The following is a 24437-nucleotide window of genomic DNA, read 5'->3' as shown; positions in this document are numbered from 1 at the left end:
GCTAACTGAGGATATCGACGAGGGAAAGGCCAGAAATAACAAAGCCGGGCATAAGCCCGGCTTTGTTATGGAATAAGGCGGTGCCTAACTCAACGTTTCGCCCGATGGTTGATAAAGCAGCGCTATTATCATTTGCTGGACGGCAGGCACCTTGTTGTGCGTCATTCTAAGTTTATGTAGCACGTCCCGAAGGGGCTGACATAAGAAGGTGAATGAGCCACTGGTTATTATTATGCACGATGCGTGCCACATTTCAAAACAATATATTAACATACTGATAAATATGAAAAATACACCAATCACCCTAGAGGATTCACTGGGCGGGTTTTGGTAATACTGTCGCCAATTAGCAACACTTAAAATCAATCACAAAAAAGTACATATAAATCATTGAATTAAATGTCTCCTTTTGGCGACATCATAACATCACCAATGTCGGGGTTTGCCGACACTCTTGATCGGGCGGAACGACGCACATTGCCGGATGGCGGCGTAAATGTCTTTATCCGGCCTGCAGATAAAAAAGCCCCTCACAAGGAGGGGCTTGATTCGTTAAACGTGAGTCTTAGCCGAGCTGCTTACGCGCATTGCGGAAAATACGCATCCACGGGCTGTCCTCGCCCCAGTTTTCCGGGTGCCAGGAGTTAGCTACGGTGCGGAACACGCGCTCCGGGTGCGGCATCATTATGGTCACGCGGCCGCTCTCGTTGGTGACCGACGTAATACCGTTCGGGGAACCGTTCGGGTTCGCCGGGTAGGCTTCGGTCACCTTGCCGAAGTTGTCGACGAAGCGCAGCGCGACCAGACCTTTACTCTCAAGCTGAGCAAGGTGTGCACCATCGCGAACCTCCACGTGGCCTTCACCGTGAGAAACGGCGATCGGCATCCGTGAGCCTTCCATCCCGGCGAGCAGCAGTGACGGGCTGCTGGCCACTTCGACCAGGCTGAAGCGCGCTTCAAAACGGTCAGAATGGTTACGTACAAAGCGCGGCCACAGGTCGCTGCCCGGGATCAGTTCACGCAGGTTAGACATCATCTGACAGCCGTTACACACGCCCAACGCCAGCGTCTGAGGGCGATGGAAGAAGGTCGCGAACTCATCGCGCACGCGGTTGTTGAACAGAATGGATTTCGCCCAGCCCTCGCCCGCACCGAGCACGTCACCGTAGGAGAAACCGCCGCAGGCCACCAGCGCCTGGAAGTCAGCCAGACCGGTACGGCCGGCCAGCAGGTCGCTCATATGGACGTCAATGGCATCAAAGCCCGCACGGTGGAAGGCGGCCGCCATCTCCACGTGCGAGTTGACGCCCTGTTCACGCAGCACGGCCACTTTCGGGCGCGCACCGGTCGCAATGTAAGGCGCCGCCACGTCAGCTGCGATATCAAAGGTGAGCTTCACATTGAGGCCCGGGTCGTTATCGTTCGCTTTCGCGTCGTGTTCCTGATCGGCACACTCTGGGTTATCGCGCAGACGCTGCATCTGCCAGGTGGTTTCAGCCCACCACATACGCAGCGTAGTGCGGCTTTCGCTGAATACCGGCTGACCGTTGGCAGTCAGGGTGAAGCGGTCACCTTCAACGGCTTTACCGAGGAAGTGTACACAGTCTGCCAGGCCGTTGGCCGCCAGAATCGCTTCTACCGCTTCACGGTCAGCGGCACGAACCTGAATCACCGCGCCCAGTTCTTCGTTGAACAGCGCCGCCAGACGATCGTCGCCAAGCGTTGCCACGTCAGCTTCCACGCCGCAATGACCGGCAAAGGCCATCTCCGCCAGGGTCACCAGCAGGCCGCCGTCGGAACGGTCGTGATAGGCCAGCAGCTTACGCTGCGCAACCAGCGCCTGAATCGCCTCGTAGAAGCCTTTCAGCTGCGCAACGTCGCGCACGTCGGCCGGTTTATCGCCCAGTTGACGGTAGACCTGCGCCAGCGCGGTCGCACCCAGCGCGTTATGGCCCTTACCAAGGTCAATCAGCAGCAGGGCGTTATCTTCGGTGACCAGCTGCGGCGTGATGGTGTGACGCACGTCTTCCACGCGGGCAAAGGCGGAAATGACCAGCGACAGCGGCGAGGTCATTTCGCGCTGCTCGTTGCCTTCCTGCCAGCGGGTTTTCATCGACATGGAGTCTTTGCCCACCGGAATAGTCAGACCCAACTGCGGACACATCTCTTCGCCGATCGCTTTCACCGCTTCGTACAGCCCCGCGTCTTCGCCAGGGTGACCTGCCGCCGACATCCAGTTTGCCGAGAGTTTAATGTGTTTGATGTTGCCAATCTGGGTCGCGGCGATGTTAGTCAGCGCTTCGCCTACCGCCAGACGGGCGGAAGCCGCGAAGTCCAGCAGCGCAACGGGCGCACGCTCACCGATAGACATCGCTTCGCCGTAGTAGCTGTCGAGGCTGGCGGTGGTCACCGCGCAGTTGGCTACCGGGATCTGCCACGGGCCGACCATCTGGTCGCGCGCGACCATGCCGGTGACGGTACGGTCGCCGATGGTCACAAGGAAGGTTTTCTCTGCCACGGTTGGCAGGTGCAGCACGCGGTTCACCGCATCGGCAATCGTAATGTGTTCACGGGCAAGCGCTTCGCCTTTCGCTTTCAGCGTCTGCACATCGCGAGTCATCTTCGGCGTTTTGCCGAGCAGAACGTCGAGCGGCATGTCGATTGGCTGATTGTCAAAGTGGCTGTCGCTGAGCGTCAGGTGCTTCTCTTCGGTGGCTTCACCGATGACCGCGTACGGCGCGCGTTCACGCTTACACAGCTCATCGAACAGCGGAAGCTGGTCAGCGGCTACCGCCAGCACGTAGCGTTCCTGGGATTCATTACACCAGATTTCCAGCGGGCTCATGCCCGGCTCATCACTCAGGATGTCGCGCAGCTGGAATTTCCCGCCGCGTCCACCGTCGCTCACCAGTTCCGGCATGGCGTTAGACAGGCCGCCTGCGCCCACGTCGTGAATAAACAGAATCGGGTTGGCATCGCCCAGCTGCCAGCAGCGGTCGATCACTTCCTGACAGCGGCGTTCCATTTCCGGGTTGTCGCGCTGTACGGACGCGAAGTCGAGGTCGGCGTCAGACTGGCCGGAAGCCATTGAAGAGGCTGCTCCGCCGCCAAGGCCGATATTCATCGCCGGGCCACCGAGCACGATCAGCTTCGCACCTACCACGATCTCGCCTTTCTGGACGTGATCGGCGCGGATGTTGCCGATCCCGCCCGCCAGCATGATCGGCTTGTGATAACCACGCAGCTCTTCGCCGTTGTGGCTGTTCACTTTCTCTTCGTAAGTGCGGAAATAGCCGGTCAGCGCCGGGCGACCAAATTCGTTGTTAAACGCCGCGCCGCCCAGCGGGCCGTCGGTCATGATATCCAGCGCGGTCACAATACGGTCCGGTTTGCCGAAATCTTCCTCCCACGGCTGTTCAAAGCCAGGGATGCGCAGGTTAGAAACGGAGAACCCCACCAGCCCCGCTTTTGGCTTCGCGCCGCGGCCGGTAGCGCCTTCATCGCGAATTTCCCCGCCGGAGCCGGTTGCCGCGCCCGGCCATGGAGAGATAGCCGTCGGGTGGTTATGGGTTTCTACCTTCATCAGGATATGCGCAGGCTCCTGATGGAAATCGTAGCGTCCGGTTTTGTGGTCGGCAAAATAGCGGCCGACTTCAGAGCCTTCCATCACCGCGGCGTTGTCTTTATAGGCAGACAGCACGTGATCCGGCGTGGTTTCAAAGGTGTTTTTGATCATCTTAAACAGCGACTTGGGCTGCTGTTTACCGTCGATAATCCAATCGGCGTTAAAAATCTTGTGACGACAGTGCTCGGAGTTCGCCTGGGCGAACATGTACAGCTCGATGTCGTTCGGGTTGCGACCCAGCTTGGTGAACGCATCCTGCAGGTAGTCAATTTCGTCGTCCGCCAGCGCCAGGCCAAGACGAATGTTGGCATCAATCAGCGCCTGACGGCCCTGCCCCAGCAGATCCACGCTGGCAACCGGTGCAGGCTGGTGATGAGCAAACAGTTTTTCGGCATCCTGCAGCGAGTCAAATACGCTCTCCATCATGCGATCGTGCAGTTCTGCCGCCACCGCGCCGAGTTGCTCAGCGGTCAGACTCGCGGCATCAACATAGTAGGCGACGCCGCGTTCCAGCCGCAGCACCTGATTCAGGCCGCAGTTATGTGCGATGTCGGTAGCTTTGGAAGACCAGGGAGAGATAGTGCCAGGGCGGGGAGTGACGAGCAGCAGTTTACCGGTAGGGGTATGGCTGTTCAGGCTTGGGCCATACTGCAACAATCGCTCAAGTCGGGCCCGCTCATCTTCGGTCAGCGGCGCGTCCAGGTCGGCAAAATGGACATACTCGGCGTATATATTGCTTACCGGGAGGTTGGCTGCCTGAAACCGCGTCAGCAGTTTGTTAATACGAAATGCAGACAGTGCAGGCGAACCACGCAGAATTTCCATCATAAGTCTCTCGTCTTCTCAGCTTTCAGTGTGCGCAATGGGGGAGAACGGCGGCTATTATAGAGAATCCTGCGGCCTGACGAAACCGTTTGCGTGGAAATAAAATCATCGTCCATCTTTAACATTCGGTGTGACGCGACTCGCGAATCAGTTGCCAACTGGCGCAATCTTAAGCAAAATGCCGCTCATTCTATAGCAACCCGCATCGCTATCAGGGAAACAAACTGGTATCAAAGCGAATTAACTATTTGAAAAAACTAAAGATTAATTATCTGCTGATCGGCGTTGTAACGCTGTTGTTGGCAGCGGCCCTTTGGCCCTCAATCCCCTGGTTTGGCAAACCAGAGAATCGCATCGCCGCCATTCAGGAGCGGGGGGAACTGCGCGTCAGTACCATACTGTCGCCGCTGACCTACACCACGGTAAACGGCAAAGACTACGGCCTCGATTATGAGCTGGCCCAGCAGTTCGCCGACTACCTTGGCGTTAAGCTGAAAATCACCGTTCGCCAGAACATTAGCCAGCTCTTTGACGATCTGGACCACGGCGACGCCGATATGCTGGCCGCGGGGCTGGTTTACAACAGCGAGCGCGTGCAGAACTACCAGGCCGGCCCCACCTACTATTCCGTGTCGCAGCAGTTGGTTTATCGCGTCGGCAGCCCGCGTCCCCGCAGCCTGGGTACCCTCACCGCCGGGCAGCTTACCGTCGCGCCGGGCCAGGTCGTCATCAACGATCTGCAAAGCTTAAAAGAGAAGACGTTTCCTGAGCTCAGCTGGAACGTAGACGAAAAGCGCGGCTCGGTAGATTTGATGCAGGCGGTCATCGATGGCAAGCTCAGCTACACCATCGCCGATTCTGTCGCTATCGGTCTGTTCCAGCGCGTCCATCCAGAGCTGGCGGTTGCCCTCGACGTCACTGACGAACAGCCCGTCACCTGGTTTAGTCTGAAAGACAACGACAACACGCTCTCCGCGGCCATGCTCGACTTCTTCAATAATATGAATGAAGACGGGGCGCTGGCTCGCCTTGAAGAGAAGTATCTCGGCCACGGCGATGATTTCGACTATGTGGATACCCGCTCATTCCTGCGCGCGGTGGATAACGTGCTGCCAGATCTGCGGCCGCTGTTTGAGAAGCATGCCAGCGAAATCGACTGGAAGCTGCTGGCGGCCATTTCCTACCAGGAGTCGCACTGGGACCCGCAGGCCACCTCCCCCACCGGGGTGCGTGGGCTGATGATGCTGACGAAAAATACCGCGCAAAGTTTAGGCCTGAGCGACCGTACCGACGCGGAACAGAGTATCAGCGGCGGCATGCGTTATTTACAGGATATGATGACCAAAGTGCCGGACAGCGTGCCGCAGGAAGAAAAAATCTGGTTTGCGCTGGCGGCCTACAACATGGGCTATGCCCACATGCTCGATGCCCGTGCGCTAACGGCGAAACAGAAGGGGAATCCGGATAGCTGGGCTGATGTCAAACAACGCCTGCCGTTGCTGAGCCAGAAACCCTGGTACAGCAAGCTGACCTACGGCTACGCGCGCGGCCACGAGGCCTACGCCTACGTCGAGAATATCCGTAAATATCAGATAAGCCTGGTAGGCTATTTGCAGGAAAAAGAGAAGAAGGCCACCGAACAGATGGCGATTGCCGAGGCCTATCCGGCGGTCTCGCCGGATGAGCTAAACCGTAATCACTACGGCCTGTTTTCCTTTATGCCGACGCCGAACCACAGCGACGCGCTGTCATTCTTAATGTCGAAGCATAAATAAGTTATTCCGCCGGCAGATTTGCCGCTTTCGCCGCCTGCTTCAGTGCCTTCTGCTGCTGGCGGCGGTGGCGGAAGAAATCGCTCAGCATCGCCGAGCATTCATCGGCCAGCACCCCTTCCGTCATCTCAACGCGGTGATTCATTCCCGGGTGATGCAGCACGTCAATCAGCGACCCAGCCGCGCCGGTTTTAGCGTCGCGGGCACCGAACACCAGACTGCCGATTCGGCCGTGGACCATTGCGCCTGCACACATCACGCAGGGCTCCAGCGTGACGTACAGCGTCGTGTCAATCAAACGGTAGTTCTGCAATACCAGCCCCCCCTGCCGCAGCGCCATAATCTCCGCGTGCGCGGTAGGATCGTGACGGCCGATCGGGCGGTTCCAGCCTTCACCAATCACCTGATTGTTATGCACCAGCACCGCGCCAACCGGCACCTCGCCTTCTTCCCAGGCGCGTTTAGCCAGCACCAGCGCATGGCGCATCCAGTATTCATGGTTCTGTTCAATGTCAGACAACGTCGGGACTCCAGGTGATAAAACGCGGCGCATTATACACAATATCCATCAAAGCGCAGCGCCGCTATTCCAGCTGCTCCAGCTCGCCGTGCGGGGTTACGCGCCAGCGATGCTCACAGAAAAAGAGTAGCGGGTTATCCTGTTTACTGTCGCTGTATCCGCTGTATAAGCGCAGCGGTGCGCCCAGACGCAGCTCTAACTGCGCCACCTTCTCATGCCCCAGGCAGCGTACCGACAGCACGCGTCCACCACAAGCGCGCCGCATCTGACTGCCGATAAGATTCACCCGAGCCAGCCAGGGAGCGTCAGCGTAGACCCGCTCCACCAGCGTTTGCGGCGACCCGGTAATCAGCCAGACGTCAGCATCCTGATGCTGGAGATAGCTATCCAAACGCGCCTGTACCCTCGGGAACGGCGTGACCGTGGCACGAAACCAGATAATAAAGCTCGCTTCCAGCGCGTTGAGCGTCGCTTCGCGCCGCCCGAAGGTGCAGCCCCACAGCAGAACGCTCATCGGCCAGCGGGCCGCGCGGCCTTTGATCAGCATTGCGATGCCGATAAACGGCAGCAGCGGCAGCACCAGCAGCGCATTAAGCGGCAGACGGCGCAGCAGATAGCGGATGAACGCGCCAAACAGATCCTGCTGATGCAGCGTGCCGTCGAGATCGAAAAACACCACGCGGCGAGAATTGCGTGTCAAAGAAGCCTCCTGTATTCCTCACTGAGCAAGCCCACAGACTAGCAGATTGCCCGCCCGCTTTCGCCAAACGGCGGCTCAACGACGCTGGTGCACGAAAAGAGTTGCGTTTTTACCGACACATGGAATATTTAATTCGGTATATTCCGTTATAATAGAATACATAATTCTTTCCGACGAGCAGATTGCTGCTCTGGCGCAGCAGAGTTATCGCGTCCATGAGGTTGTTATGAATTGTTTAATCAGTATCCGTCAGCGTTACCCCCAGTTGGCGCAAAGCGACCGTAAGCTGGCGGATTTTATTCTGGTGCAGCCGGATCTGGCGCGTCACTTAAGCTCACAGCAGCTGGCAAGCCAGGCGGGTGTCAGCCAGTCCAGCGTCGTGAAGTTCGCCCAGAAGCTGGGTTTTAAAGGCTTCCCCGCGCTGAAGCTGGCGCTGAGCGAAGCGCTGGCCAGCAACGCGAATCCCCACTCGGTCGCGGTACATAACCAGATTTGCGGCGACGATCCGCTGCGCCTGGTGGGTGAGAAGCTGATTAAGGACAACGTGGCGGCGATGCACGCCTCTTTGGACGTCAACAGCGAAGACAAGCTGCTGGAGACCGTTAACCTGCTGCGTAACGCGCGACGTATCGTCCTGACCGGCATTGGCGCATCGGGGCTGGTGGCGCGTAACTTTAGCTGGAAGTTGATGAAAATTGGCTTTAACGCCGTGGCGGAGCTGGACATGCACGCCCTACTGGCCACCGTCCAGGCGATGGCCCAGGACGATCTGCTACTCGCAGTATCCTACTCCGGCGCCCGACGCGAAATCAATCTCGCCGCCGATGAAACGCTGCGGGTGGGTGGCAAGGTGCTGGCCATTACCGGCTTTTCACCAAATACCTTACAACAGCGCGCAACCCACTGCCTGTATACCATTGCCGAAGAGCAGGCAACGCGCAGCGCTGCCATCTCTTCCACCAGCGCGCAGATGATGCTAACCGACCTGCTGTTTATGGGGCTGGTTCAGCAGGATCTGGAAAATGCACCGGAGCGTATTCGCCACAGCGAAGCGCTAGTGAAAAAGCTGGTGTGATCGGCGGTGCGATTACCACAGAAAAGGTATGGCCTGAGTGGAAAATGAGCGTATAATGCGCGCCCTGTTTATTTTGTTTCTGAGAAATTCCTGATGGCGCTGTTAATCACCAAAAAATGTATCAACTGCGATATGTGCGAACCGGAATGCCCAAATCAGGCCATTTCGATGGGTGATAGCATCTATGAGATCAACAGCGATCGCTGCACCGAGTGCGTCGGCCATTACGATACGCCAACCTGTCAGAAAGTGTGCCCGATCCCGAATACAATCCTGAAGGATCCGGCACATCCTGAGACGGAAGAACAGCTGTGGGACAAGTTCGTCGTGCTGCACCACGCGGATAAAATTTAGCTTTCGACGATCACCGTCGCGCAGGCGTAGTGGCGCTCATCGGCGAGCGTCACATGCATATGCGCCACGCCCATTCGCTCTGCCAGCAGCTTTGCCTCACCCCATAACCTCAGCTTCGGTTTACCCATCTCATCGTTGTAAACTTCAAACTGGTTAAACGCCAGGTCGTTACGAATACCGGTACCCAGCGCTTTTGAGGCCGCTTCTTTGACCGCAAAGCGCTTAGCCAGAAAACGCACCGGCTGCTGGTGCATCTCCCAGATGGCCCATTCGTTATCGCTGAGCACCCGGCGTGCAAGGCGATCGCCGCTACGGGCAATGACCCCTTCAATACGGGCGATTTCGACGATATCGGTTCCGAGCCCCAGAATCGCCATTACGCGCGCGCTTCCAGCATCAGGCGTTTCATCTCGGCAACCGCTTCTTTCAGGCCGGTCATGACCGCGCGGCCAATGATCGCGTGACCAATGTTCAGCTCGTGCATCTCCGGTAGCGCCGCGACGGCTTTGACGTTGTGATAGGTCAGGCCATGGCCGGCGTTCACTTTCAGCCCCAGGCTGGCGGCATAGGTCGCCGCTTTCGCGATGCGCTCAAGCTCTTTTGCCTGTTCCGCATCGGTGGTGGCATCGGCATAGCAGCCGGTGTGAATTTCGATATACGGCGCGCCAACGTCGGCAGCGGCTTTAATCTGTGCGTTATCGGCATCGATAAACAGCGACACCAGAATACCGGCGTCGGCCAGGCGTTTGCAGGCATCGCGCATTTTGTCGAGCTGACCGGCAACGTCCAGACCGCCTTCGGTGGTCACTTCCTGACGCTTTTCCGGCACCAGGCAGCAGAAATGCGGTTTGGTTTCACAGGCGATGGTCAGCATCTCTTCGGTAACCGCCATCTCCAGGTTCATGCGAGTGTCCAGCGTCTGGCGCAGAATGCGCACGTCGCGGTCGGTGATGTGGCGGCGATCTTCACGTAAATGCACGGTGATGCCATCCGCACCGGCCTGCTCGGCGATAAATGCCGCCTGAACCGGATCGGGATAGGCGGTGCCGCGCGCGTTACGCAGGGTGGCAATGTGGTCAATATTGACGCCTAACAGTAATTCAGCCATGACAATCCTCGTGTTTTTATTTTTGCGATCTTTCCCCTCACGCAGCCCTCTCTCTACAGAAGCAAAGCGCATGAGGCAATATAAGTTAACGCTTAGGCATAAACTGCCGGAATAATTCTCGGCTCTTCAACGGCTTCCCCCCAAGATACGGCTTTAGTGCCATACGGGTAAAGCGTTTCGCGGCGCGCAGCGAGTCCACGTCGGGAAATTCACGACTGGCCAGCGCTTTTAGCTGATGCCCGGTAAAGGTATTGTGATCGATCACGACGCTGGCAATAAAGCCTTTCTCTTCACGGTAGCGATAGGTCATGGTGTCTTCGACCTCATCCCCGCTGCCAGCGCAGTGGAGGAAGTCAACGCCGTAGCCCAAATGCCCCAGCAGCGCCAGCTCGAAGCGGCGCAGCGCCGGTTCAGGCGAACCCGTGGCGCCAGCCAGCGCCTGGATGCAGTGCAGGTAGTCAAAAAACAGCTCGGAAAAGCGGGTTTCGTGCTCAAGCACGCGCGACACCAGTTCATTGATGTACAGACCGCTGTATAGCGTGATGCCGCTAAGGGGAAGCGCCAGCGAAACGGCTTCGGCGCTGCGCAGCGTTTTCACTTCGCCACGACCGCCAAAACGGACTAACAGGGGGGTAAAGGGCTGAAGCGCACCTTTAAGGTTGGAGCGTTTGGAACGTGCGCCTTTCGCCACAAGGCGCACGCGGCCCGACTCTTCCGTGAAGACGTCCAGCATCAGGCTGGTTTCGCTCCAGGGGCGACTATGCAGAACAAAAGCGCGCTGCCAGCCCTCCATCGGGGTTATTCTCAGAGATCGTCGACGTAACCGAGACTGCGCAGCGCGCGCTCGTCATCCGCCCAGCCTGATTTCACTTTCACCCACAGCTCCAGGTGAACAGGCGCTTCGAACATCTCCTGCATGTCTTTACGGGCTTCAATACCGATGGTTTTGATTTTGGCGCCTTTATTGCCAATCACCATCTTTTTCTGCCCTTCGCGCTCAACCAGGATCAGGCCGTTGATGTCATAACCCCCCCGCTCGTTAGAGACGAAGCGTTCGATTTCAACGGTCACCGAGTACGGCAGCTCTGCGCCAAGGAAACGCATCAGTTTTTCACGGATGATTTCAGAGGCCATAAAGCGCTGGGAACGGTCGGTGATGTAATCTTCCGGGAAGTGATGGGTCGCTTCCGGCAGATGCTTGCGCACGATTCCGGCCACTGTGTCCACGTTCAGGCCGCTCTCCGCAGAGATAGGCACGATATCCAGGAAGTTCATCTGGCTGCCGAGGAACTGCAGGTGCGGTAACAGATCCGCTTTTTCCTGTACGTTATCGACCTTATTCACCGCCAGAATCACCGGCGCTTTGCCTTCGCGCAGCTTGTTCAGCACCATTTCGTCATCCGGCGTCCAACGGGTGCCTTCCACGACGAAAATCACCAGCTCAACGTCACCGATGGAGCTGCTGGCAGCTTTGTTCATCAGACGGTTGATCGCGCGTTTCTCTTCCATGTGCAGACCCGGGGTATCAACGTAGATAGCCTGGTACGCGCCTTCGGTATGAATACCGACAATACGGTGACGCGTCGTCTGCGCTTTACGGGAGGTGATAGAGATCTTCTGCCCGAGCAGCTTGTTCAGCAGTGTGGATTTGCCCACGTTCGGACGTCCGACGATGGCAATAAATCCGCAGTAAGTTTTTTCTTCGCTCATTCCAGCTCCAGCTTTTTCAGCGCCTGTTCGGCGGCAGCCTGTTCCGCCTTGCGACGGCTGGAACCTGTGCCGACCACCGGTTCACTCAGGCCGCTAACCTGGCAGTGGATAGTAAATTCCTGATCGTGTGCTTCCCCACGCACCTGAACCACCAGATAGGACGGCAGCGGCAGATGGCGGCCTTGCAGATACTCCTGCAAGCGTGTTTTTGGATCTTTTTGCTTATCGCCCGGACTGATTTCGTCCAGACGCGTCTGGTACCAGGAGAGGATTAGCTTCTCGACAGTTTGAATATCGCTGTCGAGGAACACCCCGCCGATTAACGCTTCAACCGTATCCGCCAGAATGGATTCCCGACGGAAGCCACCGCTTTTCAGCTCGCCCGGCCCCAAGCGCAGGCATTCGCCCAGCTCGAACTCACGGGCAATTTCAGCCAGCGTGTTACCGCGAACCAGCGTCGCGCGCATACGGCTCATATCGCCTTCATCCACGCGCGGGAAGCGGTGGTAGAGCGCGTTCGCGATCACGTAACTCAAAATGGAATCGCCCAGGAACTCTAAGCGTTCGTTATGTTTGCTGCTGGCACTGCGGTGCGTTAACGCCTGTTGCAACAGCTCCTGATGAAGAAAAGTGTAGCCCAGCTTCCGTTGAAGCCGATTAATTACGATGGGGTTCATGCGATACCAAAATAAATAAATGCGTCAAAAATGCAGCACACGAAACAGACCTGAGGAAAACCAACGCGGTTTCGTGTGCCGTGTCTCCCATAAGAGACATCCGAAACTTCGGGGGGATATTCTATACGCAACGACAAGGGATGTCGTTAGTTTGAATAGATTAAAACTAAATAATTCACGCAGCGCACACCAGGCCGCTGCGTGAAGACGAACAGAGGATTAGTGAATGCCACCGATGCGGCTCAAACGCACGCCGGTCGGCCACTGGCCCTCTTGTTTTTCGAAGCTCATCCAGATAGCGGTCGCTTTACCCACCAGGTTCGCTTCCGGCACAAAGCCCCAATAACGGCTGTCCGCGCTGTTATCGCGGTTATCACCCATCATGAAGTATTGCCCCGGCGGGACGATCCAGGTTGCCAGCGGCAGACCGGACTGGTGGTAGTACATCCCAACCTGGTCCTGAGCGATAGGCACGGTCAGGATCCGGTGGTTAACGTCACCCAGCGTTTCCTGACGTTGATCCAGACGCACGCCATCGGCTTTACGCTCACCCTGCGGCATTTCGAAGAAGCCGCTGGTGGCTTCTCCGCCGTTGCTGCGGGAGAAGGTCTGTACAAAATCACTCGGCTCAACGTTGGAATAGGTCACCGGCAGCGCATTACCGCACGCCTGGCCGGAGCTGCAGCCAGGCTGAATGGTGACCTGCTTGGCGATCGGATCGTAGGTGACCTTATCTCCCGGCAGGCCCACGGTGCGCTTGATGTAGTCAAGGCGAGGATCTTCCGGGTATTTAAACACGACGATGTCGCCGCGCTTCGGATGGCCCGTTTCAATAATCGTCTTCTGGTAGATCGGATCTTTAATTCCATAGGCGAATTTTTCCACCAGAATAAAGTCGCCGATCAGCAGCGTTGGCATCATCGAACCGGAAGGGATCTGGAACGGCTCATAAATGAATGAACGGACGATCAGCACGATAGCCAGTACCGGGAAGACCGACGCGCCGGTTTCCAGCCAGCCCGGTTTCGGGCCGACTTTTTTCAGCGTCTTTTTATCCAGCGCTTCGCCGGTGGCAACCTGCGCCGCCGCCTGACGTTCCCGCCGTTTAGGGGCGAAGATAAATTTATCTACGCACCACAGGACGCCCGTCACCAGTGTGGCAATCACCAGAATCAGGGCAAACATGTTCGCCATGCCAACTCCTTAGAGATTATTTGTTGTCTTTACCAACATGCAGAATGGCAAGGAACGCTTCCTGCGGCAGCTCGACGTTACCGATCTGCTTCATGCGCTTTTTACCCTCTTTCTGTTTTTGCAGCAGCTTTTTCTTACGGCTGATATCGCCACCGTAGCATTTCGCCAGAACGTTTTTACGCAGCTGCTTCACCGTTGAACGCGCGATGATGTGCGTGCCAATGGCCGCCTGGATCGCGATATCAAACTGCTGGCGAGGGATCAGATCTTTCATCTTCTCGACCAGTTCACGCCCGCGGCTCTGGGAGTTGTCGCGGTGGGTAATCAGCGCCAGCGCATCGACACGTTCGTTGTTGATGAGGACATCAACGCGCACCATGTCAGAGGCCTGGAAGCGTTTGAAGTTATAGTCCAGCGACGCATAGCCGCGAGAAGTCGACTTCAGACGGTCGAAGAAGTCGAGTACCACTTCCGCCATCGGGATTTCATAGGTCAGCGCCACCTGGTTACCGTGGTAAACCATGTTGGTCTGTACGCCGCGCTTCTCGATACACAGGGTAATCACGTTACCGAGGTACGCCTGCGGCAGCAGCATGTGACACTCAGCGATTGGCTCACGCAGTTCGTAGATGTTGTTCAGCGGCGGCAGTTTGGACGGGCTATCAACGTAGATAGTTTCTTTCGCCGTGGTTTCAACTTCGTAGACGACGGTCGGCGCGGTGGTGATCAGATCCAGGTCGTATTCACGTTCCAGACGTTCCTGAATGATCTCCATGTGCAGCAGACCGAGGAAGCCACAGCGGAAGCCGAAGCCCAGCGCGGTTGAGCTTTCCGGCTCATAGAACAAGGAGGCATCGTTGAGGCTCAGCTTACCGAGCGCATCGCGGAAGTTTTCGTAGTCGTCAGAGCTTACCGGGAACAGACCGGCGTAAACCTGCGGCTTCACTTTTTTAAAGCCTGGCAGCGGTTTGTCTGCCGGGTTACGCGCCTGGGTCAGGGTATCGCCAACCGGTGCGCCAAGGATGTCTTTAATCGCACACACCAGCCAACCTACCTCGCCGCATTTCAGCTCGGTACGGTCAACCTGTTTTGGCGTGAAGATGCCCAGACGGTCGGCGTTATAGACCTGACCGGTGCTCATCACTTTGATTTTGTCGCCTTTACGCATGGTGCCGTTTTTAATACGCACCAGCGAAACCACGCCCAGGTAGTTATCGAACCAGGAGTCGATAATCAGCGCCTGCAGCGGGCCTTCCGCATCACCTTCCGGCGGCGGAATGTCGCGTACCAGGCGTTCCAGCACGTCGGTCACGCCGACGCCGGTTTTCGCCGAGCAGCGAACGGCATCGGTCGCGTCGATGCCAACGATGTCTTCAATCTCTTCCGCTACGCGCTCAGGATCGGCGGCCGGCAGGTCGATTTTGTTCAGAACCGGCACGACTTCCAGATCCATTTCCATAGCGGTATAGCAGTTCGCCAGGGTCTGCGCTTCTACGCCCTGCCCGGCGTCAACCACCAGCAGTGCGCCTTCACAGGCCGCGAGGGAACGGGAAACCTCATAGGAGAAGTCGACGTGGCCCGGGGTGTCGATAAAGTTCAGCTGATAGGTTTCCCCGTCGGCTGATTTAAAGTCCAGCGTCACGCTTTGCGCTTTGATGGTAATGCCACGTTCGCGTTCCAGATCCATTGAGTCCAGAACCTGGGCTTCCATTTCGCGGTCGGAAAGGCCGCCACAAATCTGAATAATGCGGTCAGACAGCGTCGATTTACCGTGGTCGATATGTGCAATGATGGAGAAGTTACGTATATTCTTCATATATTAAAATATTTATGCCTTACGAATACTTTGAGGCCGCGGTACGGAGCCTGACATTATTGTCGTTCGAAAACGCCGCATTCTACACTACAACCGCGTAACCAGGAAATGCTCTTCCCGCAAGCATAGCGCTTCCTGCGAGCAGCGTTCCAAAAAAATAAAGCCAGTGTAATCACTGGCTCATTTCGGATGGCGATACCGTGCGGACCAGGTCGGGCGGGAGCCCCACGCTGATAATCACCGGCTGCCAGGTTTCCCGGGCGGCCAGCCGCGGCGAGAAGCCTTTGGCAACCAAAAAACCGCCCACACCGCCAAGCACCGCGCCGCACAGCGCGGCGATATCGCTACCGAACAGCACCTGAAACAGCGCCGCGACCACAAACAGCCCAAGCAGCGGTGACATATATACCAGCATGGCGGAACCGAGCAGGCTGCTTTCGCTGATACCCAGTTCAACCTTTTGCCCGGCCACCAGCGGCTGCGCGCTGGGTACAGAGATGGTGTGGCTGGTTTGCGGCCCGAGCTTGTTCAGCACCCGGCTGCCGCAACCCGCACGAGAGGCGCAGCTGTTGCAGGAAGCTTTGACATCACAGCTCACCTGCGCCACGCCGTTGTCCCACGCGATGACGGTGGCCCATTCTTTAATCATTGCGGCGCACCCTTGAATTGAATGCCGTCCGCCACGCGCTTCGCCGTTTGCGGCGGCAGTTCGCCAACGATGGTAATTTCGGCCTGGTTGCGAACCGTTGTGCTGACCGTGCGACGCCCGGTACGCAGCATTTGATCGCTGCTATTGGCCGCCGCGCGGTTGATATTAATGGAGAAGCTAAACAGGCCATCTGAGTAGAGACGAGACTCTACCGGGCTATCGACGCTCGGCAACGTGCGGCGGCTGCTGGAAACCTCTTTAAAGCCCTGTGGTACCCAGCTCGCGGACCAGTTCAGCGCGACGTTGTTGCTGGTTGGCACCGACAGCTGCGGCGGCAGGCTCGCTTTCGCCAGCCCCTGCATAATACCGCTAACCTGTTCGCCGGTGATAACCGCAATCACCCGGAACTGCTCCAGCGTTTCGCCATCGCGATCCAGCAGATCGACCCGCATTGGCAACTTACTTTCGCTGTCGATCCAGACGATGTAGCTGTAACGCGTCCCGTCACGCGCCACGACGCGAATGACGTCACACATGCGATCGGCAATGCGCGTGCGCCCGACGGAGATAAAGTCGTAGTACGGCGCCAGACGTTTGAAGTCGGTATACACCAGAGAAGGCAAGGAATCGACAATATAGTCGCCGTTCAGCGTGAAGGGATCGAGGCCCGGCTCAAAGTAGCTGATTTCGTTGCCGCGCTGGACCACTGCCCGACGCGGGCCGTCCATTTGCAACAGCTCAGCCAGCGGCTGACCGTTCAGACGCACGTGCCGATAGCGTAACGATTCAACGCCGGATTTATTAATGCTGACGAACGACAGCTCGTAGTTGAGTGACTGACTGGCCAGATTCATTTCCTGCAACAACGCCCCGGACGATACATCAGCCGAGGCGTTTGCGGAGAAGAACAGGCTACCAGCCACAAGTGACATGGCACACCAAAGTTGCTTCATTACTGCGATTGCGTTCCTAGAGTTTGATAGCCTGGCACCTGAACAGCCGCTTGCTGAGTTTGTGCCTGCTCAAACTGAAGCTGTTCTGAATGCAAGCGACGCTGCAATTCATAATCCTGCAGCATAGCATTAATACGACGGCGCTGTTCCTGAACCTGCTGCTGACCGTTACCTGCGGATGCCTCCGAAGGAACGCCCAGGCTGACCGGGCTGGCTTTGCCCATCATCGGCAGCGTATTAAACACCGGTGACTCAGGCTGAGAGGAGTCCGGTTGCCCATTATAGTGCTGAACGCCGACAATAACAGCCAGCGAAACGCACGCGGCCACGCCCATTTGGGTGAGCGAACTGGCCCAGGGACGAACTTTGTTCCAGAACGGCATTTTTTGCCATTGATGAGGTGCTGGCTGGGCTTCAGGGATGAGCGGCGCGGTCGGTTGCCGAACGGGCTCATTTTCGATGGCGGCCATCACGCGAGAAGAGATATCAAAGTGAAGCACTTCACTCGTATCGCCACGCAGCGAGTCACGAATGAGGTGATAGCTCTCCCAGGTTTCCTGCAGCTCTGCCGAGCGTGTTAACTCAGTCAACAGCTCGTTATCCAGCGTTTCACCATCCATTAAGGCGGAAAGTTGTTCTTTCTGCATGCCTAATACCTTTTCCAGTATCCCGCTTCCGTCAACGCCTGATAAGCGGTTGAACTTTGTTATCGATAGCTTCTCGCGCTCGGAAGATACGTGAACGAACCGTACCGACCGGGCAATCCATAATAGCCGCTATCTCTTCATAGCTTAGGCCATCGAGCTCCCGCAAGGTAATTGCCATGCGTAAATCTTCCGGAAGCGCTTCAATGGTGCGAAAAACTATCTGTCTCAGTTCTTCTGACAACATTAAGTTCTCAGGGTTCGAAATTTCTTTCAAAGCGCCGCCGCTTTCAAAGTTTTCGGCCTCGTTCGCGTCTACATCGCTGGACGGCGGACGACGCCCCTGAGCAACCAGGTAATTTTTAGCTGTGTTCACCGCAATGCGGTACAGCCACGTATAGAAAGCACTATCTCCCCGGAACGAATCCAGCGCACGATAGGCCTTAATAAAAGACTCTTGTACGACATCCGGCACGTCGCCGGATGGTACATAGCGGGAAACCAGGCTCGCAACCTTATGCTGGTAGCGGACGACCAGGAGGTTAAAAGCCTTTTGATCTCCTTTCTGGACCCGTTCAACAAGAACCTGATCCGTTAACTGCTCACTCATCCGAGGTAATGTCTCCCCAAACCCTATTCCCATGCGTAATCAGAATGCCACTCCAACACTGCATTATGAGCAAGCATAAGCTTAGAGCGTTCGATTTTCGTAAAGTTCCGTTACGCTTTGTTTTTTGTTTCGCAGCAGACCGTTCATTGTCTGTCATTATAAGTCTGCCGATGTTAACAGATGTGTAAGTTGCGAAATAAAAACGCAAATCGACTGAAGAGTAACGTAACCCGGGCTTTTTTTCATCATAAATAGCGGTGATAGTCCCTGCGTTTATTCAGATTTTTTATCCCCTTGAGCCGCGCGCCCCCTCACAAGATGTTTAGTCATTACAACATAAGATCAAAAAAAACCCTGCCCATGTCGCTTTTATGGTGCTAATCTGCCCACACCGTGTTTAGTAAATTAAACAATCATGATGAACTCACTCCCAGAACACTCCTGTGATGTATTGATTATCGGTAGCGGGGCTGCCGGTCTTTCACTGGCGCTGCGTCTTGCTGAGCACAGCCAGGTGATCGTCCTGAGCAAAGGCCCGATAAGCGAAGGCTCAACCTTTTACGCACAAGGGGGCATTGCCGCCGTTTTCGATGAAACCGACAGCGTGGACTCGCACGTTGAGGATACGCTGATTGCCGGCGCGGGCATCTGCGATCGCCAGGCTGTCTCGTTTGTGGCCAGTAACGCCAGACACTGCGTGCAGTGGCTTATCGACCAGGGCGTGCTGTTTGACACCCAGGTTCAGGCGAACGGCGAAGAGAGCTACCATCTGACCCGCGAAGGCGGTCATAGCCATCGCCGGATTCTGCACGCCGCCGACGCTACCGGGCGCGAAGTCGAAAATACGCTGGTCGGTAAGGCAATGAATCATCCGAACATTCGCGTGCTGGAACGCTGCAACGCCGTCGACCTGATTGTTTCAGATAAAATCGGCCTGCCGGGAACCCGTCGCGTTGTTGGCGCGTGGATCTGGGACCGCAATAAAGAGAAAGTAGAAACCTGCTCGGCAAAATCGGTGGTACTGGCAACGGGCGGCGCATCAAAGGTATATCAGTACACCACCAATCCGGATATCTCATCCGGCGACGGTATCGCCATGGCCTGGCGCGCAGGCTGCCGCGTGGCCAACCTCGAGTTTAACCAGTTCCACCCCACCGCGCTGTATCACCCGCAGGCGCGCAATTTTTTGCTCACCGAAGCCCTGCGAGGCGAAGGTGCGCACCTTAAGCGCCCGGATGGCAGCCGCTTTATGCCGGACTTCGACGAACGCGCTGAGCTTGCGCCGCGCGATATCGTCGCCCGCGCTATCGACCATGAGATGAAGCGTCTGGGCGTTGATTGTATGTATCTGGACATCAGTCATAAACCGGAAGCCTTTGTGCGCCAGCACTTCCCGATGATTTATGAGAAGCTGCTGGGGCTGGGCATCGATTTGACTCAGGAAGCGGTGCCGATTGTCCCGGCCGCGCACTACACCTGCGGCGGGGTGATGGTCGATGACTATGGTCGTACCGATGTCGACGGCCTGTACGCCATCGGAGAGGTAAGCTACACCGGCCTGCACGGTGCCAACCGTATGGCCTCTAACTCACTGCTGGAGTGTCTGGTATACGGCTGGTCTGCGGCAGAAGATATTCTCAAACGCATGCCGTATGCCCGTCAGATTGACACGCTGCCTGCCTGGGATGAAAGCCGCGTGGAAAACTCCGATGAACTGGTTGTGATTCAGCACAACTGGCACGAGCTACGGCTGTTTATGTGGGACTACGTCGGCATCGTTCGCACCACCAAGCGGCTGGAGCGTGCTCTGCGCCGCATCACCATGCTTCAGCAGGAGCTGGACGAGTATTATTCACGTTTCCGCGTCTCCAATAATTTGCTGGAGCTGCGCAACCTGGTGCAGGTCGCAGAACTGATCGTGCGCTGCGCGATGATGCGTAAAGAGAGCCGCGGGCTGCATTATACGCTCGACTACCCGGAGCTGCTTGCGGACTCCGGGCCGTCAATCCTCTCACCGCTGGTTCACATAAATAAATAGAACGCCTGGGTCAGTGCGGCGTAGCCTTCTGAGTACTGCTGCTCTGGCCCACGGATCGTTAGCCTGTCGCTATAGCACTCCCCGCCTTGCGGCGAGAACGCCAGCAGAACGCGATGCGGTAAACGGACTTCGGTTTCCGCGACGTCGGTGCGCAGGCGCAAATGCCAGCCCATCGACAGGGCCTGCTGTGTAAAGGTCTGGCCGATATTTTCCGGCAGCACAACGCAGAAGAAGCCGTCTTCGGTGATGGCATCCGTCGCACAGGCCAGCAGAGCCTGATGATCGAGCGTGGTAGTATAACGCGCCTGCTCGCGCTGCGGCGTAGCGCATTCAACGCCCTGCTCGTAGTAAGGCGGATTACTGACGATCAGGTCATAGCGCGTCGTCAACCCGGCCACCCACTGCTGAATATCGGCCGTATGCACCGAAATACGATCGGCCCACGGTGATTCAGCCACGTTTTCCCGCGCCTGTGCAGCAGCATCCTCGTCCAGCTCTACGGCATCCACAGTGACATTCTCATCGGTGCGCTGCGCTAGCATTAACGCCAGCAGCCCGCTACCCGCGCCGATATCCAGAACCCGGCTGACGCGGGCGATCGGCGCCCAGGCACCGAGTAAAATGCCGTCAGTACCGACCTTCATGGCGCAGCGGTCGTGGGCGACAAAAAACTTTTTAAAGGTAAATCCGTTGCGACGCAGCGCGGATTTAGAATCAGACGTCATAAGTAACCTTGCGGGCCAAACCAGATAACTATTCGGCTATGAACAATACCCGAGAACAGATAGCCGCACAAACAGATGAAGATTAGAGCCGTAACGTCTATAATCAGCGCCTCACACAGAGGTAATCATGACTGTAACGACTTTTTCCGAACTTGAACTTGACGAAAGCCTGCTGGATGCCCTCCAGAGCAAAGGCTTTACACGCCCGACTGCCATTCAGGCTGCCGCCATTCCGCCTGCGCTCGATGGACGTGATGTTCTCGGTTCTGCGCCAACCGGCACCGGTAAAACAGCGGCGTATTTGCTGCCTGCGTTGCAGCACCTGCTCGATTTTCCGCGTAAAAAATCCGGACCGCCGCGTATTCTGATCCTCACGCCGACGCGTGAACTGGCAATGCAGGTCGCCGATCATGCCCGCGAACTGGCCAAAAATACCCATCTGGACATCGCCACCATCACCGGCGGCGTGGCATATATGAACCATGCCGAAGTGTTCAGCGAAAACCAGGACATCGTGGTCGCCACCACCGGTCGTCTGCTGCAGTACATCAAAGAAGAAAACTTCGACTGCCGGGCCGTTGAGACGCTGATCCTCGATGAAGCAGACCGCATGCTGGACATGGGTTTTGCCCAGGATATCGAACACATCGCTGGCGAAACTCGCTGGCGCAAACAGACGCTGCTCTTCTCCGCCACGCTGGAAGGCGAAGCGATCAAGGACTTTGCCGAGCGTCTGCTGGAAGATCCGGTTGAAGTATCCGCCACGCCGTCAACCCGCGAACGTAAGAAGATTCACCAGTGGTACTATCGTGCCGATAACTTCGAGCATAAAGTTGAGCTGTTGAAGCACCTGCTGAAGCAGGAAGACGCCACCCGCACCATCGTGTTTGTGCGTAAGCGTGAGCGCGTGCATGAACTGGCTGAAATTCTGCGTCAGGCTGGAATTAACAACTGTTATCTCGAAGGCGAAATGCCGCAGATTAAGCGTAACGAAGGCATCAAACGTCTGACCGACGGCCGCGTAAACGTTCTGGTTGCCACCGACGTTGCCGCTCGCGGGATTGATATCCCCGACGTCAGCCATGTGATTAACTTCGATATGCCGCGCGGCGCCGATACCTATCTGCACCGTATCGGTCGTACCGGCCGCGCGGGTCGGAAAGGCACGGCGATTTCACTGGTGGAAACGCACGATCACCTGCTGATGCTGAAAATTGGCCGCTACATCGAAGAGCCGCTGAAGTCTCGCGTTATCGATGGGCTGCGCCCGACCACTCGAGCGCCAAGCGAGAAGATGACCGGCAAGCCGTCGAAGAAAGTGCTGGCGAAGCGCGCCGAGCAGAAAAAAGCGAAAGACAAAGATAAACCGCGCGTGAAAGTGCGTCACCGCGATGCCAAAAACGTCGGTAAGCGCCGCAAGCCTAGCGGCAGCGGGACCGGTGAACAAAGCACCGAAGAGTAAAACTAACGCCGGGACCTATTCCCGGCGTTTTTATATCGACGGGTAAGGGATAGCGGCCATGAAGAAAAAAGAGTTCGTGACTCAGGACCTCCTCAGCAAAATTTACCAGCAGCCGGGTGATGGGCCGCGTAAGCTACCGCCGGAGCGTCAGTTGGCCGAAGAGTACGGCGTATCGCGATTCACCATCCGCCAGGCGCTGGAAAAACTCGCCAGCATTGGTGTAGTGCGCATTGTGCAGGGCTCTGGCATCTGGATTAACGAGCAGACGCGCGGCAATCCACTGGTCTATAACTCGATCACCGAAAAACGCTTCGACCAGATGCGTTACCGGATGATCAGCCTGCACAAGAAGCGCCCCGAGCGAGAAGACCGGCAGATTTTCGGCCTGACCGACGACGATTTTATCTGGCAGTTCTGCCGCCTGCGCTTTGTCGATAACGTCGCCACGCAAATTGAAGTCTCGCGGATGCCCGCAACGATGTTCAGCGACCTGAACCAGGAGGTCATTGAACGCTCGCTACAGCAGTATGTACTGGAGAAGGGTTACCCGATTTCCCACCTGCTGACCAGCTATCGGGCGATTAGCGTCAGCCGTGAGCAGGCCGCCCTTCTTGGCTGTAAAAAAGGCAGCCCGGCCATGCACATCAATAACCGGGGGATCCTCGACGGCGGGCAGGTGTATGAGATCAGCGACATCGTCGATATCAACTACTCCTGCACCTACGTTATCCCCCATAACCGCGACAACCTCGCTTTTCGTCAGCAGCCGCAGGCTTAGTTACGGTGTATGCATCGTTCCGTCCGGCAGACGGCTTTGCGTCCACTCGTGCGGGCGATAGACCACTGGATGCGCCAGCGCCTGCGCTTCATCAAAACCGACGCCAATACCCGGTTCCATTGGTGGATAGATAAAGCCGTTGTTCACCACCGGCCCGCCAGGGAAGACCGCATCCGTGGCGATGGCGCGCGGAATAAATTCCTGAATCGCGGCGTTGTGCAGATGAATATTCAGATGCGTATTCACCGCCACGCCGATAGGCGTCATGTCGCCAGGGCCATGCCATGCCAGACGTACGCCAAAGGCCTGACACAGTACCGCCAGCTTCAATGCCGGGGTGATGCCGCCAATCTGCGAAATATGGCAGCGAATAAAATCAATCTGCCGGTTAACGATAAGGTCATGCCATTCCGCCGGATTATTAAATAGCTCCCCCATCGCCAGCGGCACGCAGGTTTGCTGGCGAATCTGCGCCAGCCACGCGCTCTGCTGCGGCGGTAAAATGTCCTCGATAAACCACGGCTGATAAGGTTCCAGCAGCTTCGCCAGTTGGAGCGCCTGCTGCGGGAAGAGGCGCTCGTGGACATCGTGCAGAATATGAAAGCGGTGGCCATAGCGCGCACGCAGCAGGCGGAACATCTCTACCGTGTTGCGGATGTACTCATCCTGATCGAACCAGGCGCCCGGCGTTGGATTTTCTGGCGTCTGCATTTCACGCGGCGTACCGCCGTAAAAGCCGAGCTGGCAGCGGATGTAGCGATAACCCTGCTCCAGCAGCTTATCCACCGAGATAAACAGTTCATCCGGCGTTTCGCCGCTGGCGTGCGTGTAGGCCGAGATGGCATCGCGTGATTTTCCACCCAGCAATTGGTACAGCGGCATGCCGGCCAGCTTGGCCTTGATGTCCCATAACGCCATATCCACGCCGGAGATGGCGTTGTTCATTACCGGACCGTTGCGCCAGTAGGCGTTGACGTTCATCATCTGCCAGAGATCTTCGATATTATTCGCATCGCGCCCCACCAGCAGCGGCTGTAGATATTCATCGACCATGGTTTTCACCGCCAGCGGGCGCTGCTGGAAGGTGGCGCAGCCGTAGCCGACGGTGCCGCTGTCGGTCGTCACCCGTACCGTCACCAGATTGTGACGGTCAGGGCGTGTGATAAAACAGTCAATCGCAGTAATCAGCGTGGGTTTCACTG

At 56.8% G+C, this 24437-nt stretch carries 22 protein-coding genes; 6 read left to right on the top strand and 16 right to left on the bottom strand.

The genetic code is table 11. The features are described from left to right. Positions 1–565 precede the first annotated feature (565 nt). The gene (purL, locus tag H7R76_RS06385; RefSeq protein ID WP_182967265.1) at positions 566–4453 is read right to left on the bottom strand and encodes a phosphoribosylformylglycinamidine synthase; all 3888 of its coding nucleotides are present in this window, start codon (positions 4451–4453) and stop codon (positions 566–568) included. Positions 4454–4698: 245 nt separating this feature from the next. Between purL and mltF the strand changes: the two genes are divergently transcribed. Further along, positions 4699–6225, top strand: coding sequence for a membrane-bound lytic murein transglycosylase MltF (gene mltF / locus H7R76_RS06380; RefSeq protein WP_106924061.1), 1527 nt, complete (start codon positions 4699–4701; stop codon positions 6223–6225). Between the two features lies 1 nt (position 6226). Here the strand turns inward: mltF and tadA are convergent, their stop codons facing one another. Beyond that, the gene (tadA, locus tag H7R76_RS06375) at positions 6227–6775 is read right to left on the bottom strand and encodes a tRNA adenosine(34) deaminase TadA (RefSeq protein WP_106924060.1); all 549 of its coding nucleotides are present in this window, start codon (positions 6773–6775) and stop codon (positions 6227–6229) included. Between the two features lie 31 nt (positions 6776–6806). Then, positions 6807–7442 (bottom strand): phosphatidylglycerophosphatase C, encoded by a 636-nt coding sequence (gene yfhb / locus H7R76_RS06370; protein WP_106924059.1) that lies wholly within the window; start codon positions 7440–7442, stop codon positions 6807–6809. Between the two features lie 226 nt (positions 7443–7668). Here yfhb and H7R76_RS06365 point away from each other — a divergent pair, with 226 nt between their 5' ends. Together H7R76_RS06365 and H7R76_RS06360 are read left to right on the top strand one after the other, a co-directional pair. Continuing rightward, positions 7669–8517, top strand: coding sequence for a MurR/RpiR family transcriptional regulator (locus tag H7R76_RS06365; protein WP_182967262.1), 849 nt, complete (start codon positions 7669–7671; stop codon positions 8515–8517). A 93-nt stretch (positions 8518–8610) separates the two neighbouring features. Next, positions 8611–8871: a YfhL family 4Fe-4S dicluster ferredoxin gene (locus tag H7R76_RS06360; protein WP_106924057.1), complete on the top strand. Its 261-nt coding sequence runs from the start codon at positions 8611–8613 to the stop codon at positions 8869–8871. Here H7R76_RS06360 and acpS read toward each other — a convergent pair. From acpS to rpoE, 11 genes are all read right to left on the bottom strand, one after another. Further along, positions 8868–9248 carry a holo-ACP synthase gene (gene acpS / locus H7R76_RS06355; RefSeq protein WP_182967260.1) on the bottom strand — a complete coding sequence of 127 codons (381 nt, stop codon included), beginning with the start codon at positions 9246–9248 and terminating at the stop codon, positions 8868–8870. The genes H7R76_RS06360 and acpS overlap by 4 nt on opposite strands. After that, positions 9248–9979 carry a pyridoxine 5'-phosphate synthase gene (pdxJ, locus tag H7R76_RS06350; RefSeq protein WP_035891302.1) on the bottom strand — a complete coding sequence of 244 codons (732 nt, stop codon included), beginning with the start codon at positions 9977–9979 and terminating at the stop codon, positions 9248–9250. Before pdxJ ends, acpS begins: the two co-directional genes overlap by 1 nt. A gap of 85 nt (positions 9980–10064) precedes the next feature. Beyond that, the gene (recO, locus tag H7R76_RS06345; protein ID WP_106924055.1) at positions 10065–10772 is read right to left on the bottom strand and encodes a DNA repair protein RecO; all 708 of its coding nucleotides are present in this window, start codon (positions 10770–10772) and stop codon (positions 10065–10067) included. 11 nt (positions 10773–10783) lie between these two features. After that, on the bottom strand, positions 10784–11689 hold the full coding sequence (gene era / locus H7R76_RS06340) for a GTPase Era (protein WP_106924054.1): 906 nt from the start codon (positions 11687–11689) through the stop codon (positions 10784–10786). Next, positions 11686–12366, bottom strand: a complete 681-nt coding sequence (gene rnc / locus H7R76_RS06335) for a ribonuclease III (protein WP_064543445.1) — start codon at positions 12364–12366, stop codon at positions 11686–11688. The genes era and rnc overlap by 4 nt, the downstream gene beginning before the upstream one ends. 219 nt (positions 12367–12585) lie before the next feature. After that, positions 12586–13560, bottom strand: coding sequence for a signal peptidase I (lepB, locus tag H7R76_RS06330; RefSeq protein WP_106924053.1), 975 nt, complete (start codon positions 13558–13560; stop codon positions 12586–12588). A 16-nt stretch (positions 13561–13576) separates the two neighbouring features. Then, positions 13577–15376 (bottom strand): translation elongation factor 4, encoded by a 1800-nt coding sequence (lepA, locus tag H7R76_RS06325; RefSeq protein WP_106924052.1) that lies wholly within the window; start codon positions 15374–15376, stop codon positions 13577–13579. 172 nt (positions 15377–15548) lie between these two features. Then, the gene (gene rseC / locus H7R76_RS06320; RefSeq protein WP_106924051.1) at positions 15549–16025 is read right to left on the bottom strand and encodes a SoxR-reducing system protein RseC; all 477 of its coding nucleotides are present in this window, start codon (positions 16023–16025) and stop codon (positions 15549–15551) included. After that, positions 16022–16978 (bottom strand): sigma-E factor regulatory protein RseB, encoded by a 957-nt coding sequence (gene rseB / locus H7R76_RS06315; RefSeq protein WP_106924050.1) that lies wholly within the window; start codon positions 16976–16978, stop codon positions 16022–16024. Before rseB ends, rseC begins: the two co-directional genes overlap by 4 nt. Next, positions 16978–17625 carry an anti-sigma-E factor RseA gene (gene rseA / locus H7R76_RS06310; RefSeq protein WP_106924049.1) on the bottom strand — a complete coding sequence of 216 codons (648 nt, stop codon included), beginning with the start codon at positions 17623–17625 and terminating at the stop codon, positions 16978–16980. The genes rseB and rseA overlap by 1 nt, the downstream gene beginning before the upstream one ends. Positions 17626–17656: 31 nt before the next feature. Then, positions 17657–18232 carry an RNA polymerase sigma factor RpoE gene (gene rpoE / locus H7R76_RS06305; protein ID WP_106924048.1) on the bottom strand — a complete coding sequence of 192 codons (576 nt, stop codon included), beginning with the start codon at positions 18230–18232 and terminating at the stop codon, positions 17657–17659. Positions 18233–18650: 418 nt separating this feature from the next. Between rpoE and nadB the strand changes: the two genes are divergently transcribed. After that, a complete protein-coding gene (nadB, locus tag H7R76_RS06300; RefSeq protein WP_106924433.1) occupies positions 18651–20270 on the top strand; it encodes an L-aspartate oxidase in 1620 nt (539 codons plus the stop codon). Here nadB and trmN read toward each other — a convergent pair. Further along, the gene (trmN, locus tag H7R76_RS06295) at positions 20255–20995 is read right to left on the bottom strand and encodes a tRNA(1)(Val) (adenine(37)-N(6))-methyltransferase TrmN (protein WP_106924047.1); all 741 of its coding nucleotides are present in this window, start codon (positions 20993–20995) and stop codon (positions 20255–20257) included. The two genes, nadB and trmN, sit on opposite strands and share 16 nt — an antisense overlap. Before the next feature lie 127 nt (positions 20996–21122). Here trmN and srmB point away from each other — a divergent pair, with 127 nt between their 5' ends. Continuing rightward, positions 21123–22457, top strand: coding sequence for an ATP-dependent RNA helicase SrmB (gene srmB, locus H7R76_RS06290; RefSeq protein WP_106924046.1), 1335 nt, complete (start codon positions 21123–21125; stop codon positions 22455–22457). A 58-nt stretch (positions 22458–22515) separates the two neighbouring features. Next, on the top strand, positions 22516–23235 hold the full coding sequence (locus tag H7R76_RS06285) for a GntR family transcriptional regulator (protein WP_182930172.1): 720 nt from the start codon (positions 22516–22518) through the stop codon (positions 23233–23235). On the opposite strand, the gene H7R76_RS06280 is transcribed toward H7R76_RS06285, so the two are convergent. Then, positions 23236–24435, bottom strand: coding sequence for an enolase C-terminal domain-like protein (locus tag H7R76_RS06280; RefSeq protein ID WP_106924044.1), 1200 nt, complete (start codon positions 24433–24435; stop codon positions 23236–23238). Positions 24436–24437 lie beyond the last annotated feature (2 nt).

It is taken from the genome of Klebsiella sp. WP8-S18-ESBL-06 (assembly GCF_014169755.1).
GTDB classification, from domain to species: Bacteria; Pseudomonadota; Gammaproteobacteria; order Enterobacterales; family Enterobacteriaceae; genus Kluyvera; species Kluyvera ascorbata_B.
This window is presented reverse-complemented; position numbering and strand designations above follow the sequence as displayed.